Origin of the sequence: Mucilaginibacter sp. P25, assembly GCF_050859465.1 — a bacterium.
Taxonomy (GTDB): domain Bacteria; phylum Bacteroidota; class Bacteroidia; order Sphingobacteriales; family Sphingobacteriaceae; genus Mucilaginibacter; species Mucilaginibacter gossypii.
On the sequence record NZ_CP193937.1, the window covers coordinates 3,982,637 to 3,999,070 of the forward strand.

At 43.6% G+C, this 16,434-nt stretch carries 13 protein-coding genes; all 13 read left to right on the forward strand.

From position 1 onward, the window contains the following. Nucleotides 1-4: 4 nt before the first annotated feature. The 13 genes from ACRQ5D_RS20155 to ACRQ5D_RS20215 all read left to right on the forward strand — a co-directional run bounded on the left by ACRQ5D_RS20155 (nucleotide 5) and on the right by ACRQ5D_RS20215 (nucleotide 16,302). A complete protein-coding gene (locus ACRQ5D_RS20155; RefSeq protein ID WP_432326382.1) occupies nucleotides 5-2,041 on the forward strand; it encodes a ligand-binding sensor domain-containing protein in 2,037 nt (678 codons plus the stop codon). A 14-nt stretch (nucleotides 2,042-2,055) separates the two neighbouring features. Then, a complete protein-coding gene (locus ACRQ5D_RS20160) occupies nucleotides 2,056-4,194 on the forward strand; it encodes a response regulator (protein ID WP_431200262.1) in 2,139 nt (712 codons plus the stop codon). 32 nt (nucleotides 4,195-4,226) lie between these two features. Next, on the forward strand, nucleotides 4,227-5,009 hold the full coding sequence (locus tag ACRQ5D_RS20165) for an NIPSNAP family protein (protein WP_143020893.1): 783 nt from the start codon (nucleotides 4,227-4,229) through the stop codon (nucleotides 5,007-5,009). Between the two features lie 381 nt (nucleotides 5,010-5,390). Next, entirely contained in the window at nucleotides 5,391-6,029 is a 639-nt protein-coding gene (locus ACRQ5D_RS20170; RefSeq protein WP_431200263.1) for a hypothetical protein, read from the forward strand. Next, nucleotides 5,999-6,637 (forward strand): efflux RND transporter periplasmic adaptor subunit, encoded by a 639-nt coding sequence (locus tag ACRQ5D_RS20175; protein WP_431200264.1) that lies wholly within the window; start codon nucleotides 5,999-6,001, stop codon nucleotides 6,635-6,637. Before ACRQ5D_RS20170 ends, ACRQ5D_RS20175 begins: the two co-directional genes overlap by 31 nt. A gap of 286 nt (nucleotides 6,638-6,923) precedes the next feature. Beyond that, nucleotides 6,924-8,381 (forward strand): TolC family protein, encoded by a 1,458-nt coding sequence (locus ACRQ5D_RS20180; protein WP_091175398.1) that lies wholly within the window; start codon nucleotides 6,924-6,926, stop codon nucleotides 8,379-8,381. A 79-nt stretch (nucleotides 8,382-8,460) separates the two neighbouring features. Then, complete coding sequence (locus ACRQ5D_RS20185; protein WP_091175395.1) at nucleotides 8,461-9,126, forward strand: ABC transporter ATP-binding protein; 666 nt, start codon at nucleotides 8,461-8,463, stop codon at nucleotides 9,124-9,126. A gap of 24 nt (nucleotides 9,127-9,150) precedes the next feature. Next, a complete protein-coding gene (locus ACRQ5D_RS20190; RefSeq protein ID WP_091175392.1) occupies nucleotides 9,151-10,374 on the forward strand; it encodes an ABC transporter permease in 1,224 nt (407 codons plus the stop codon). A gap of 28 nt (nucleotides 10,375-10,402) precedes the next feature. Continuing rightward, entirely contained in the window at nucleotides 10,403-11,587 is a 1,185-nt protein-coding gene (locus tag ACRQ5D_RS20195; RefSeq protein WP_091175390.1) for an ABC transporter permease, read from the forward strand. Nucleotides 11,588-11,608: 21 nt separating this feature from the next. Continuing rightward, nucleotides 11,609-12,982: a sigma-54-dependent transcriptional regulator gene (locus ACRQ5D_RS20200; protein ID WP_091175388.1), complete on the forward strand. Its 1,374-nt coding sequence runs from the start codon at nucleotides 11,609-11,611 to the stop codon at nucleotides 12,980-12,982. After that, nucleotides 12,966-14,165 (forward strand): sensor histidine kinase, encoded by a 1,200-nt coding sequence (locus ACRQ5D_RS20205; protein WP_432326387.1) that lies wholly within the window; start codon nucleotides 12,966-12,968, stop codon nucleotides 14,163-14,165. Before ACRQ5D_RS20200 ends, ACRQ5D_RS20205 begins: the two co-directional genes overlap by 17 nt. After that, complete coding sequence (locus ACRQ5D_RS20210; protein ID WP_432329817.1) at nucleotides 14,096-14,263, forward strand: ATP-binding protein; 168 nt, start codon at nucleotides 14,096-14,098, stop codon at nucleotides 14,261-14,263. Before ACRQ5D_RS20205 ends, ACRQ5D_RS20210 begins: the two co-directional genes overlap by 70 nt. A gap of 368 nt (nucleotides 14,264-14,631) precedes the next feature. Next, a complete protein-coding gene (locus ACRQ5D_RS20215; protein ID WP_091175383.1) occupies nucleotides 14,632-16,302 on the forward strand; it encodes a hypothetical protein in 1,671 nt (556 codons plus the stop codon). Nucleotides 16,303-16,434 lie beyond the last annotated feature (132 nt).

Below are 16,434 nucleotides of genomic sequence, written 5' to 3' on the forward strand. Positions count from 1 at the left end.
TATTTTGAATATCTATAAATATTTGTTTGTTGTGGTTGCCTTGTTGATTACCCGAAATGGGTTTGCGCAAGATAGGAACCTTAAGTTTGAGCATATCGGCACCCGGGAGGGCTTATCACAAATTAATGTGAGTACCATAATTCAGGATAGCCGGGGTTTTATGTGGATAGGTACCCGCGACGGCCTTAACCGGTATGACGGATATAGCTTTGTGATATATAAGCACAGTATCCAGGATGATAATTCATTAAGCAGTAACCTGATATCAGATATCGCCGAAGACAAAGAGGGCAACATATGGCTGGCCACCCTTTTTGGCTTAAATAAGCTCGACCGCAAAACAGGTAAGTTTATACATTACTTTCATGACAGCGCCAATTCAAACAGCATCTCAAGCAATTTTGTAAACAGGCTGATATTTGATCATGATGGTATTTTATGGATAGGCAGCCAAAAAGGCGGGCTCGACCGGTTTGATATCTACCAAAATAAATTTACTCATTATAAACACAACGAGGCCGACCTGTCGTCATTAAGTGACGATGATGTAACCGCGTTAAAGGAAGACTCCAAGCACCGTTTATGGGTTGGTACCCTGAGCCACGGTCTTAATCTGTTTGACAGAAAGAAGGAAACTTTTACACGATATCAAAGCCAGCCGGGGGTAAACGCCAGTATTTCAGGAGGCTATGTAATTGCTATATACGAAGATATTGAGGGCAGGTTATGGATAGGGACGGAAGATGGCGGGCTTAATTTATTTGACCCGGGAAAAGGCACATTTAAACATTACCTTGAGAATAAAAAAGATTCCGGCTCTAACTCAGGCTATAGTGTTTTGGCATTAAACATGGACCTGAACGGTAATTTGTGGGTAGGTACCGAAAATAATGGCGTTAATATCCTGAACCCTGTAACCGGAAAAATAACAGCCTACAAGCATGATGATATTGACAGGGGCAGTATGAATGGTAATTCCATTTACAGTATTTGCCGGGATAGGATGGGGAATATGTGGCTTGGGGCATTTAGTGGCGGCATTAACCTGTATAAGCGCAGTACCGAAAGTTTTTCGCATTTCAGGCATAGCTCATCGCCAAACAGCCTGGCCAATAATTTTGTACTGTGCCTGCATGAAGATCAGGATAGTAATATTTGGGTAGGCACCGACGGGGGCGGTGTTAATGTGTTTAATAAGGATGGTACCGTTAAACATTATGTGAATGATCCGGCTAATGCCAATAGCCTGACCGGAAATTATGTATTGAACATCATCCAGGATTTTAAAGGTGACTTTTGGATAGGCACCTGGGCTGATGGTTTGTGCCGGTTTAATCCCCGCACCGGCAGTTTTACCGGTTTTAAACATGACGTGGCAAAGCACGGCAGCTTAAGTAATAACAATGTTTATGCCCTTACCCAAACCCGCGACAACCGCATCTGGGTAGGTACCTATAACGGCGGACTCGATTTGTATGACGAAAAGTCGGGCACATTTTCGGCTTTTAATTATGATCCTAATGATCCTAAAAGTATCAGCAGCGATAGGGTATATTCCCTGCTTGAGGATCATAACGGCAATTTTTGGGTTGGCACTTTTGATGCCGGCCTCAATTTGATGGATAGGAAAACAGGTACCTTCACCCGGTTTCAGCACGACGAGAGGCGTAACAGTATCAGCAATAACAGTGTCCCCGATTTGTTTGAGGATAGTAAGGGCCGCATCTGGATCAGTACACTTTCGGGGCTTAATCTATTTAACCCGGTTACCAAACATTTTACGGCGTTTACGACCAAAAATGGCTTACCAAGCGATGTCATTTATGCTGTGCGCGAAGATAAGCTGGGCACCATATGGGTTAGTACCAATAATGGTTTATCCAACTACGATCCGGTTAAGAACACCTTTAAAAACTATACTATTGAAGATGGTTTACAGGATGAAGAATTTAAATCACATTCGGCCCTGCAAACTAAGGACGGCAGGATCTTTTTGGGGGAATTAACGGTTTTAATTCCTTTACACCCGGACAGATCTTAAAACCATCCGCCTTTATGCCCCTGGTTATCACCAATTTTCAATTGTTCAATAAAACAGTTAAAATTGCCCGCGGCAAGGATGACCCATCACCCTTAAAACAAGATATAAGTGATACCAAATCAATTAAATTATCCTATACTCAATCTGTAATTACATTACAGTATGCGGCGCTTGATTACTCTTCATCTGATAAAAAGAAGTACAGTTACATACTCGAAAACTTCGACACAGACTGGAACAATGTGGGAAGCCGGAATACTGCTTCATATACCAATTTGCCGCCGGGCGAGTATACTTTTAAGTTAAAGTATCAGAATACATCAGGGTTATGGTCGCCACCTTCAGCGGGATTAAAAATTACTATTGTGCCGCCGTTTTGGTTAACCTGGTGGTTTAAATTAATTGCCGCGGTAACCATAATTGGTTTGGTATACTTTATTTTTAAATACCGGGTTAAATTTTTGAAGGCACAGAAAACCGTACTGGAACGCCAGGTAAAAGAACGTACCGAAAGCTTGGTAAAAATGACAGCGAATGAACGCCTGGCCCGTGAGGCATCAGAAAAAGCGCGTGAAGAAGCCGAAAGCGCCAATAAAGCCAAGAGTATTTTCCTTGCTACCATGAGCCATGAAATCCGGACACCTATGAACGGTGTTATCGGCATGGCAACATTGCTGGCCAGTACCCGGCTTACCAGCGAGCAGGAGGAGTATACCGAAACCATAAAAAATTGCGGCGATGCCCTGTTAACGGTTATTAATGACATTCTTGATTTTTCTAAAATTGAATCGGGCAATATGGAGCTTGATGAAGAGGATTTTGACCTGCGCGATTGCATAGAAGGCGTTTTGGATGTTTTTGCCGAAAAAGCTTCGCGGTTAAACCTTGATTTGGTTTACCAGGTTGAACATAATGTGCCGGTTCAAATTATTTCCGATTCGATACGTCTTCGACAGATCCTGATTAACCTGGTAGGCAATGCGGTGAAATTCACAACCCAGGGCGAAGTTTTTATACTGGTAGGGGTAAAAGAGCAAAAAGATGACGACCTGGAATTGATCTTTAAAATAAGGGATACAGGCATCGGCATTGCCGAGGATAAACTGGAGCGTTTGTTTAAGCCGTTTTCGCAGGTTGATTCAAGTACAACCCGTAAATATGGCGGCACTGGTTTAGGCTTGGCTATAAGCGAAAAACTGGTTAAGCTAATGGGCGGCGAAATCAGCGTACAAAGTGAAATAGGCAGGGGGACTACTTTCTCGTTCACCATAAAATCAAAAGTGGGGCAAAAGGTAAAACGAAATTACGTTTACCTTAACCTTACCGAGCTTGAAAACAAGCGTATTTTATTTGTTGATGACAATGCTACCAACCGCGATATAATTGACACGCAGCTGAGGCAGTGGAAATATGATCCTGTAGTTGTGGCATCGGCAACTGAGGCGTTAAAAGTGCTTAACGATCAGCATGAGCATGTTGACCTGCTGATAACAGATATGAGCATGCCCGAAATGGATGGCCTGCAGCTGGCTAAAGAAGTAAAACGGAAATTTCCTGAAATGCCTATTGTATTATTAAGCTCGATAGGCAGCGAACAAAGCAAGCGGGAAGACAATGTATTTAACGCGGTGTTAACTAAGCCTACAAAGCATAATCTGTTACATAAGCATATAGTTGAGCAGTTAAAAGCCGGCAGCGGTATTAAAACTGAGTACCACCAGGTGCAAACAGCGTTTTCTAAAGATTTTGCTAAAAATTACCCCATGAGCATTCTGATAGCCGAGGACAACTTAATAAATCAGAAGCTTGCTATGCATATGTTAAGTAAAATGGGCTATAGCGCCGATATTGCCGAAAATGGTCATGCTGCGTTAAATGCTATGGTAACAAAACATTACAACCTTATTTTGATGGATGTACAAATGCCCGATATGGATGGTTTGGAAGCAACGCGCTTTATCCGCAGTAACATGCAGGACCAACCAGTAATTATTGCCATGACCGCAAACGCAATGCCTGAAGATAAGCAGGCATGTATTGACGCCGGGATGAATGATTATCTGAGCAAGCCCATGAAACTTTCTGACTTAATGGAAATGCTTGAAAAATGGGGTAAATATATAAACGGACATAATGCAGGTTTAATGAATTGACATTATATTTACTTCGAAAATATAACGCAGTTATGAAACCTTTTGTAAAATCATCTATCGCTTTTTTTGCCTGTTTATTTATCGCTGCAGTGGCATTGGCAAATGCACCGGCGCGTAATTATTATCAGCTTAAAATATACCATTACAAAACCCAGGCGCAGGAAAATACCATTGAAAAGTATTTAGAACAGGCCTACATACCTGCGCTGCACCGGGCCGGCATTAAGAATGTCGGTGTGTTTAAGCCTGTAAGCCAGGCAGATACCGCGAAGCTGTTATATGTATTTACACCCTTTCAATCATGGGACAAGTTAATGGGTATCGATCAAAAGTTACAGGCCGATGCCGCATATCTTGCGGATGGAAAGGATTACATTGACGCCGCTTATAATGATCAGCCTTATACCCGTTTTGAAACAATTATACTACAGGCTTTTCCGGGCATGCCTTCAACAGCGGTGCCTAATTTGACCGCTAAAAAAGCCGATAGGGTTTATGAATTGCGTAGTTATGAAAGTCCTACCGAAAAATACAATGTCAATAAGGTAACCATGTTTAATGTGGGCGATGAAATAGGCCTGTTTAAACGGCTTGGTTTTAATGCCGTTTTTTATTCGGAGGTTATTGCGGGCAGTCATATGCCTAATTTAATGTACATGACCACTTTTAACAGTAAAGAAGACCGGGACAAGCATTGGGACACTTTTGGTAAAGATGCTTACTGGAAAACGCTTTCGGCTAAAGCTGAGTATCAGCATAACGTTTCCCATGCTGATATTATCTTTCTGCGCCCGGCAGATTATTCTGATTTTTAGGTTGCCGGCAGGTTCAACTTATGGACTTGCACCAGAGGTGCAAAAGGTTTGCAGCATCTTCGTCCCCTCAGGGTCTCTCGCAGAGGACCCTGAGGGGCACCGCAATTTAAATATCTACCGGATTGATTATCCAGGACGGCAAATAAGCATGGCGTATACCTCAGGGTCCTCTGCGAGAGACCCTGAGGGGACATGAACAACAACTCAACGGTATAAAAATAAATCAGCGCCATCAACGCAATCAAAAATCAATCAACGGTCGGTATTGAATATTTTGTCCGATATCGATCACTTTTTCAAAATTAAAAACATGTAACTTATTGATATTTAATGTTTTAATATTGGTATAGCTCTTGCAAAACCTTATCCAAATTTATCACAATGGATAAGGAAATTACACTTGAAGTTACAGCTGCCAAACGCAAAAAAAGCGCGGTAGTCATCATTATCAGCATAGCTGTTCTGGTGCTTGCCGTAATGCTTTTGCGCGGATATATTAAATCAACCATTACCAGGGCCGAAATTACAACCGCCAAAGTTGAAATCGGCAATATCGAAAATACCATAAACGCCACTGGCGAGGTTTTGCCTGAGTTTGAAGAGATCATCACCAGCCCGATAAATGCATCTATCAAGAGTGCGCTGATGGATGCGGGTAATAAGGTCAAAGCCGGCCAATCGATATTAACGCTGGATAAATCGGCTACCCAAACCGATTTTGAAAAACAAAAGTTTCAGCTCGAAACCAAACGCACCGAGATCAGCAAACTCAAGCTTGATCTGAACAAAAGCTTCTACGACATTCAATCCAATAATGATATTAAACAACTCCACATCAGCAACCTTGCCGATGCCGTTGAAAATGCCAAACGCCTGTATAAAGCCGGCGGCGGTACCCGCGAAAATATTGAACAGGCCGAGCTGAACCTCAAAGTTGCACAGCTTGAAAAAAACAGCTGGAAAACGAGATCAAAAGCAAGCAGCAAACCATGCAGCTGGAGATTAAAGAAGCTGAAATAGCGGCAGATATCCAGCAAAACGATTTGAAAGAATTACAACGTAAACTTGACCTGGCCAATGTGGTGGCAACACGGGCAGGAGTGATCACCTACGTAAACAAAAATATTGGCGCCAACATTCACGAAGGTGAAACCCTGGCACGGATTGCCGATCTGGGCAGTTTCAGGATCCAGGGCAGTATTTCTGATAACTCTGCCGATCAGCTGCATAGCGGCTTGCCGGTTATTGTGCGGATCAATGATGCCCAGCTAAGGGGGCATGTAAGCAATATATCCCCATCGGTACAAAACAGCATCATTTCGTTTGATGTGCAGCTGGATGACCGGGCCAGCAAATTGCTCCGGCCCAATATGAAAGTCGACGTTTTTTTGGTGACGGCTACACATAATAAAATTATGCGCGTGGCTAACGGCCCGGCATTTAAAGGCCCTTCTGTTCAGGACATTTTTGTACTGAACAATGGTAAAGCCGAACGCCGCACGGTACACATTGGTCTCACCAATTTTGACTATGTGGAGATACAGAGCGGCGTAAAGCCTGGTGATGTGATAATCACATCGGATATGAGCGAATATAAAAATTCGAAGGAAGTAACGGTGAAAAATTAGAAACAGGAGCTTGTGACACAACGGTGTTATCACGGCAGGCCCTTGGAAGAAACAAAAAAAGCGAGGGCTGTGCGATTCCCTCCCCTGGGAGGGTGTAGGGAGGGGTTTCGTGGACAAACAATTCGTTTAAATGGCGGATAAACCCCTCCCTGCCACTACGCATGTCTACACACCCCTCCCAAGGGAGGGAATTAAAAAATTCCCCAAACGGTTGTTGCTGACAACACCAACAACGGCGGGGTAACCATAACAGATTAAAAACGGTTAAAAAATAGAATCGGGCATCATGAAATTTATATACATCATACTATTATTAACCACAAGCTCAGTGGCGTTAGCACACGCTGGCACCGATACCCTGCGGCTAACGCTGCAGCAGGTGGTTGACATGGCCAAAGCCAATTCAATAGCCGCCAAGCAGGCTGCTACTGTACGCGAAACCAAATATTGGGAATACCGCACCTACAAATCAAACTACCAGCCGCAGCTGGCATTAAGCGGTACTTTACCTGGATATACTAAAACATTTTCGCAGGTGCAGCAGCCTGACGGTACTATACTTTTCCAGCCTATTCATAACGATAACTCATCATTACAGCTTAACTTTAGCCAAAGTATTACAGCTACCGGCGGTACTATTTATGGCACCACACAATTACAGCGGTTTGATGATTTTGACAGGCATAATGTATTGTATAACGGTATCCCTTACGGTATAAATTATTCACAGCCGCTGTTTCAGTTCAACAGCCTTAAATGGGATAAAAAAATTGAGCCTTTAAAGTTTAATGAAAGCAAACAGGTTTATATTGAAGCCCAGGAAAAGATAGCTGTTGACGTGGAAGGGTACTTTTTCGACCTGCTGCTGGCCCAGGTAAACCTGAAGATTGCCGAAACCAACTTGACTAATACCCAGGGGATCTTAAAGGTAGCCAACCTCAAGTACGAGTTAGGAAAGGTATCAAAAAACGAGATCCTGCAACTACAGCTGGAAAAGATCAACGCGCAGAAAGCCGTTGGTACAGCCAGGCGCGATATGGAGATTGCAACACTGAACCTGCGCAGTTTTACGGGGCAGGAGGGGAGTGAGCGGATAGTACTGGTAGTACCGAAAAATATTAGCCAGATGACCGTATCATCAGATAAAGTGCTGGCCGAAGCTTACGCCAACCGCTCGGATGCAATCGCTTTTTCACGCCGTATTGCAGAAGCAAAGCGCGATGTGGCTAAAGCCAAAGGGCAAAATGGTTTAACCGCCACGCTTACCGCCAGCCTGGGCTTTTCAAATACAGCTACCAATATTCCTGATGTATACAAGAACCCTCAAAACCAGCAATTGCTGCAGGTACAGCTTTCTATACCGATACTGGATTGGGGCAGATCCAAGTCCCGTGCTAAAACGGCTTTAGCCAACCAGCAGTTTACCGAGTATGCTGTTGAGCAGGATAAACAAACTTTTAAACAGCAGATAGTAACCCAGGTATCGCTTTTTAATGTAATGAAAGAGCAACTGGTTTATACCGCGCAGGCCGATAGCATAGCCGCCGAAAAATACCAGATAGCACGTGAACGCTATGTTTTAGGCGACCTGAGCATTACCGACCTTGGCATTGCCTTCCGCGAAAACGACCAGGCCCAGCGCGATTATGTAGCCGCCCTCCGTGATTTTTGGGGAGCTTACTACCAGTTGCGTTACCTTTCGCTCTATGATTTTGAAACAAACAAAAAAATCACCTATAACTAAATCAATAATTTATTTAACAAAACCCTAAACACATAAACGATAAAAATCACTAATTCACTAACTCAATAATTATTCACTCATGATACGTTTACAAAACATTGAAAAGGTGTACCGCACCGATACCGTAGAAACCCTGGCCCTGAACAGCGTAAGCCTTGATATTGCCAAAGGCGAATTTTTATCCATCATGGGCCCCTCGGGCTGCGGCAAAAGCACCCTGCTTAACATCATGGGCCTGCTTGACGCGCCCTCAAAAGGACAGATCAGGATTGACGATCAAAAAACAGAAGGTATGAATGATAAGCAACTGGCAGCTTTCCGGAATAAAAAGCTGGGTTTTATTTTTCAAAGCTATCATCTTATTAACGATCTGCAGGTGCTTGATAACGTGGAGCTGCCCTTACTTTATCGCGATACTACCGCCAAACAACGCCGTGAACTGGCTGCCGAAGCACTGGAAAAGGTAGGGCTTGCTAACCGTTTAAAACATTTTCCTACACAACTGTCTGGTGGTCAGCGGCAGCGTGTGGCCATAGCAAGGGCTATTGTAGGCAAACCCGAAATTATTTTAGCCGACGAGCCTACCGGCAACCTCGATAGTGCTATGGGCAATGAAATTATGGAGATCCTCCTTAACCTTAACCGTAATGATGGCACTACCATAGTAATGGTTACGCACGATGAAAATATGGCGCATAAAACCCACAGGCTGGTGCGCTTATTTGATGGTGCACAAGTTCAATAATTAACCGGTTTTAAAATTAAAGTTATGCTAAAAAATTATTTTAAAATAGCCATAGCGGTACTCAAGCGCCGTAAGTTTTTTACGTTTATCAGCTTGTTCGGGATTAGTTTTACGCTTACCATCCTGATAGTTTTAACAGCTTTTATTGATAAGGTAATTGGTGATAACTACCCGGATAAAAAGCGTGACAGGTCATTGTATATTACCCGGATCCAGGAGTCGGGGGATAATAATATGATGTCGAGTACCTTATCTTATTATTTTTTAAGCCATTATACGAGCATGATGAAAACCCCTGTAAAGGTTGCCATATCATCTATGTTTAAGGGAACCAATACCTATGTCAACAATAAAAAGATAGCTGTAAACTTCAAATACACCAATGCCGATTACTGGGATGTGCTGGATTACGATTTTACAGAAGGGAAACCGTTTAATAAGCAGCAGGTAAGCAATGCAGATCGTGTAGCTATCATATCAGAAGATATGAAACGGCAATACTTTGGCGATGTAACACAGGTGGTAGGTAAGTACATTGAGGCAGATAACGTGAATTACAGGGTAATTGGTGTTGTTAAGAACGTACCGGTAACTAATTACATGCTTTACAGCGATATCTACCTGCCGTATACCGTATCAAAAGAAGATTATAAAAGCAAAGGTTATCTGGGCGGTTATCTGGGCATTTTGCTTGCCAACTCGCCAGGGGATGTCCCCAAAATGAAGGCCGAATATGAGAATATTATAAAACGGGTGCCTGTTGAGCGAAAGGAATTTAAACACCTTTACAGCCATGCCAACACTTTTTTCAGGAGTTATGTTGATACCGGAAACGAAGAACATTCTGGCGTATTCATAGTAGTCACGGCCATAAGCATATTTGTATTCATATTTACCCTGCTGCCAACACTTAACCTGGTTAACATCAATATCACCCGTATTATGGAACGTTCGTCAGAAATTGGCGTACGGAAGGCTTTTGGTGCCTCGTCAAAAACATTGGTTTACCAGTTTATTGTCGAAAACCTGATACTTACTTTATTGGGCGGCTTAATTGGGATTGTTCTATCGCTGATTGTGCTTTCTGCGATCAATAACGCTAATCTTATAGCCAATCTTGAGCTAAGCATCAACTTTACGGTTTTATTTATAGGCTTGCTGGTTTGTCTTGTTTTTGGTCTACTATCAGGTGTTTATCCGGCCTGGCGCATGTCAAAACTGAACGTGGTTACGGCATTAAAAGCTTAATGGTCATTTACTTTTAAATCAAAATATTATGTTCAAGCATTTATTTAAACTCATCTGGAATAAAAAGAAGCAGAACTTTCTGCTCATTACCGAGATGCTGGTATCCTTCCTGGTATTGTTTGCGGTATTTACACTTATGATGTATTACTATAACAATTACAAAAAGCCCATGGGTTTTGATTACCAGGATGTATGGGTTATTAATTATAACAATTCATACCAAACCAAAAATGTGGATTCACTTAATCTTTATTACGAAACGCTTCGCAAAACAATAAAATCATTACCCCATATAAAAGAAATCACTTTTGTTAGCGGCAATATTCCGTTTTCATCACGAACAAACGAAAGCGGGTTGACTTTCAGGGGTAAGCACGTTCAACATCTTAATAATTTTACTGTTGAAGATTACTATCAAAAAGTAATGAATGTTACTTTATTGGAAGGGCGCTGGTTTGATAAGGAAGATGTGGTTGGCAAAAACAAAAGTATCATTATTGATGCTGCTTTAAAGGAAGCTACGTTTGGTAAAGAACCTGCTGTTGGGAAACTTTTAGGCAACGATGATGATAAAAACAAGTTTAAGGTAGTCGGGGTAATTCAAACTATTAAAAAGAATGGGGATTATTTAAACCCAGGGCCGGGTATGTATTTCAGAACGGATACAGGCTCATTCCGATGGCTCGATAAGATCCTGGTAAAGGTTGATCATGGTGCCGATGCTGCCTTTGAAGGTAAATTGTACAAAACAATGGCCAACGATATGAAAAATGCCAATATCGAAATTGAACACCTTGCCAGTAAACGAACCGATGCTAACTACTTTGCTTTGGTGCCTATGATCATATTGGCTATCGTGAGCACATTCCTGGTGATTAACGTGGCGCTGGGCCTGTTTGGCGTATTGTGGTATAATATTAATAAGCGCAGGGGAGAGATAGGTTTACGCCGGGCCATTGGTGCTACAGGTGGCGCGGTATCAGCCCAATTAGTGTCCGAATCTATGATCCTGGCAACGCTGGCCCTTATTATCGGGACCTTTTTCGCGGCCCAGTTTCCATTGCTAAACGTTTTTGATTTGCCTGCAATTGTTTATATCGAAGGGATATTAATATCTGTTTTGTTTGTTTACCTGCTGGTGCTCATTTGTTCGCTTTACCCCGGCAAACAGGCCGCGGCTATTTACCCGGCTGTTGCTTTACACGAAGAATAATTACGATATTGACCGCTTGTTATGATATTGGTTATTGATGATGATATTGCCGTACGCACCTCGCTGATCCTGCTGCTAAAAAGCGAGGGGTATGATGCTGCAGGTACCGATGAGCCTGCCGAAGCCCTTAAGATCATTAAGAAAAAGGCTCCTGAGTTGGTCATTTTAGATCTTAATTTTTCGATAGATACATCAGGGCAGGAGGGAATGGAACTGCTTGCAAAGATCAAAGCTTTTAACAGCGCTATCCCCGTGATCCTGATCACCGGCTGGGGGAGCATTGAATTGGCAGTTAAAGGTATGAAACTGGGCGCCAATGATTTCATCAATAAGCCGTGGAATAACGAGTACCTTATTCAATCAGTTAAAACCCTGCTCGATCTGCAGGATAAAAAGACCGAGCACCATACCCGTAAGCAACTGGATAAAACCTACAACTTTGAAAATATTGTAGGCGAAGATCCCCGGATGCTCGATATCCTGGAAACCATTGGCCGGGTAGCCTCGACCGATGCATCGGTGCTGATCATGGGCGAAAGCGGCACAGGTAAAGAGCTGATAGCCGAGGCCATTCACCAAAATAGCCTGCGTCGTAATAAGCCGTTTATTAAAGTAAACCTTGGGGGCATCTCAACATCGTTGTTTGAAAGCGAAATGTTCGGCCATATCCGCGGAGCGTTTACTGATGCACGGTTTGACAGGATAGGCCGCTTTGAAATGGCAAATAAAGGCACCATTTTTTTAGATGAAATAGGCGACCTGGATGCCGGCAGCCAGGTAAAGCTGCTCCGCGTATTGCAGGACCGCACCTATGAAGTATTGGGCAGCAGTCGCACCAAAACCGTTGATACGCGTGTGGTTTGCGCCACAAATAAAAACCTTAACGAGATGGTGGCCCGGGGTACTTTTCGCGAGGATTTGCTGTACCGAATCAACCTGATCACTGTTTACCTGCCCGCCCTGCGCGAGCGGCCGAAGGATATTCCATTGCTGGTTAGCTTTTTTATTAATAACTTGAAGCAGATCTATAACCGGCCCAATTTGTCGGTAGCACCATCGGCTATGAAGTGGTTACAGCAGTTGCCTTTACCGGGCAATATACGGCAGTTGAAAAACCTGGTGGAGCGCTCCATTTTGGTGAGCCGCAGGGATGAACTGAGTATCGATGACTTCCGGTCGCAATTGGAATTATCACCAGTTAAAAAAGGAAATATCCAGTTGCCGGGGGTGGGTACTTTAACTTTAGAAGAGGTTGAAGTAGAGATGATAAAACGGGCTTTAGATCATCATAAAAACAAGATAAGCAAGGCCGCCGCTGCTTTAGGGCTTACGCGCAGCGCCCTGTACCGGCGGCTCGAGAAATACCAGATCCCGTACGATGAAGCTGAGGACTAAATACATTTTATTCGTAGTGATCCTGCACCTGCTAACCCTGGTGCTTACTTATTTTATTTTCAACGATAACAAGATCTATTTTATCATATCGGAGGTGGTTGTGATCATCTCTTCGGTAATTGCCGTGCAGCTTTACCGGCAGCTCATTCAGCCACTAAAAATGCTGATGCAGGGCGTTGAGGCTATTAAAGATAAAGATTTTAATGTGAAATTCCTTTCAACCGGCAAGCACGAGGTTGACGCGCTGATTGATGTTTATAACCAAATGATGGACGAGCTAAGAACCGAACGGACACGACAGGAACAGCAGCATTTCTTTTTAGAAAAGCTCATCCACACTTCGCCAACAGGTATCATCATCCTTGATTTTGATGACCGTGTGCAACAGGTAAACCCTAAGGCGCTGCAGGCGCTGAACATGAGCGCAAAAGACCTGATAGGTGAACTGATAGGAGAATTGAAACACCCGCTCTTCGCACAGATCAAAGCCCTTAAATCGGGTGAAACCATAGTGGTTAAGCTGGATGGGATCAATTCATTCAAACTCCAAAAATCGCATTTTATCGACCGGGGATTTTCGCGCCATTTTATTATGCTGGAGGATTTGACCGCTGAGATCCTGGCAGCTGAGAAGAAGGTTTATGGTAAAGTGATCAGGATGATGGCACATGAAGTTAATAATACCATAGGCCCGGTTAATTCCATCATGCAATCGGCCATGAAAACCGATCAGCTTTGGGCCGGTCATGATTTCGATCCGATAAAAGATGCCTTGCAGGTTGCAATGGATAGGAACCAAAACCTTAACTTATTCATGCGCAATTTTGCCGATTTGGTGAAACTGCCGCCGGCCAACAAACAACCGGTTGTATTGCAAAAGCTCTTAGCATCGGTAGTAAAGCTGATGAATATCCGTGCCAAAGAAAAAAATGTGGCATTAGTCCTTCATTTACCCGAAGAACCGGTTAATATTATGGCTGATGAACAACAACTGGAGCAGGCATTCATTAACATTGTAAAAAACGCTATTGAAGCTATTGATGACCAGGGATCAGTAACCTTTACCATCAACCTCAAAGAAAAAAGCTCGTTATCACTGATACCGGCAAAGGTATCTCAGCCGAACAAAATGCCAACCTGTTTACTCCCTTCTTCAGCACCAAAAAAGACGGGCAGGGGATAGGCTTAACCCTGGTACGTGAAATCATGCTGAACCATGGCTTTGAGTTTTCGTTAAAAACGGTGGCTGAAAGGCAAACGGAGTTTGTGGTTTATTTTTGATTCGGCCTTTATGTTTCACAGATAAACTGTTTAAATTCAATTGTTTTAATTGTAGAGACGCATAATTGCGTCTCCCTAATGCAAATTACGGCAAGTAAAAAACGACGAGGAAAGCCGCTTGTCCTATGAGAGACGCAACTATGCGTCTCTACCCAAAAATCCAATTGCATTTCGCCGCCGCTCGGCCCCAGCCGAGCGGCAACTATCAAGCGGCCTCCGGCCGCCGTTGAAAAAGCAGTCAAGATGAGTTGGTTGGGTAACTTCAATAAAAATTCAACATTGTATTAGTTTTTGCTTAATCCTTTTAGTAACGTTGTAAACCAATTTAAATGTTACCTTAACAGATAATCACTGCAATTACATCTACTATGCAAAGACGGCATTTTATCAAAATTTCTGCAGCCACGGGCGCTGCAATGCTTTTTAGCAAGCTTACTTATTCGGCCCTGAACGGAGCCGCGATGATGAACGCCCCTGATGAGGTTTGGGCTCAATCCGGTACCGATTGGGTTAAGCTTACTGCGTCAAACGGATCTCACTACGCTAATAAAGAAATAAGCGTAAGCTTGAAAACTAATGGCAATGCACTTGGCGTATTCGTTTCATCGCCAAAACAGGAATTAAACGCGATAAGATTAAAGTGGAAACACAATACTGCTGCATCAGCCAAGTTCCTGGGCGATCATTGGGAACGTTCTTATGGCGACCTGCAATGGAAAACTATAGCTGCAGGCATTAAAAATCCGTGGTATGTAATTATTCATGATGATAAGCAAACGGCCTGCTTCGGGGTAAAAACCGGTGCTAATAGTATTTGCTGGTGGGGCGTAAATAATGACAGCATTGAACTTACCCTGGATACAACTTCGGGTGGTGTGGGGGTGCTGCTGGGCGACAGGCAACTGCATGCTGCGGATGTTATAACCACCAATGCTAAAACAGGAGAGAATACTTTTGCTGCAACCCATCGCTTTTGTAAAATGATGTGCGAAAAGCCGCGCATTCCAAAGCAACCGGTATACGGGATTAACGACTGGTACTTTGCTTACGGAAACAACTCGGCCGAACTGATCAAAAAAACCACCGCTATGATGGCCGAACTGGTTACCGATCATAGTAATAAACCTTTTTCGGTTATAGATGCCGGTTGGGCCACTTATTCGCCGTTATTACCCGGTGACGGCGGCTGGAACGATGACTTTTCAAAGCCAAACGATAAGTTTAAGGATATGCATGCGCTGGGTGATGAGATCAAAAAATTGGGTATGCGCCCCGGCCTGTGGATGCGTCCGCTTTGTGCTAAGCATGATGAGAAGACCAGCTTACTGGCGCCAAAGGTCCCCGGCAGGGATGACCCGAAAAATCCGGTACTCGATCCAACCATCCCCGAAAATATAGCCCGTATTAAACATAATTTTGATGTGTACAAGCAATGGGGATACGAAATGGTAAAGCATGATTTTACCACTTATGACATAGCAGGCCGCTGGGGTTTTGATATGAAGGACAGCTTTACTTCGCCGGGCTGGCATTTTAACGACAGGACAAAAACCAACGCCGAAATCATCCTGCACCTGTACCGCTCCATCCGTGAAGCCGCGGGTGATGGCATTTATGTGATTGGTTGTAATACGATGAGCCACCTGTCGGCCGGGGTGTTTGAACTTTGCCGTATCGGCGATGATACCAGTGGTCATGAATGGGCGCGTACCCGTAAAATGGGCGTTAACACGCTCGCTTTCCGCCTGCCGCAGCACAATGCCTTTTATGCAGTAGATGGCGATTGCGTAGGTCTTACTAAAGATATTGAATGGAAAAGGAACAAGCAGTGGCTGCAATTATTAGCCGAAAGTGGCGCGCCGCTGTTCATCTCCGGTCAGCCCGAAGCCATGGGCGAAGATCAAAAGAAAGCAGTAAAAACGGCTTTCGCACAAGCCGCCAAAGTACAGCCACAGGGCCAGCCATTAGATTGGATGGAAACCATGTTGCCAACCAAATGGAAACTGAATGGCAGGGTGGTTGATTTTGATTGGGCGTAAACCAAGAGAGGGGCTTGTCACCCTGAGTAGGGGTTTATTTGTTCACAAATGATCGCATTGCAGATGACATTTTTTTGCGTCTGATAATCAGTATATTGTACACTTGTCAATGGCAGCCAGTCGAAGGGTCGC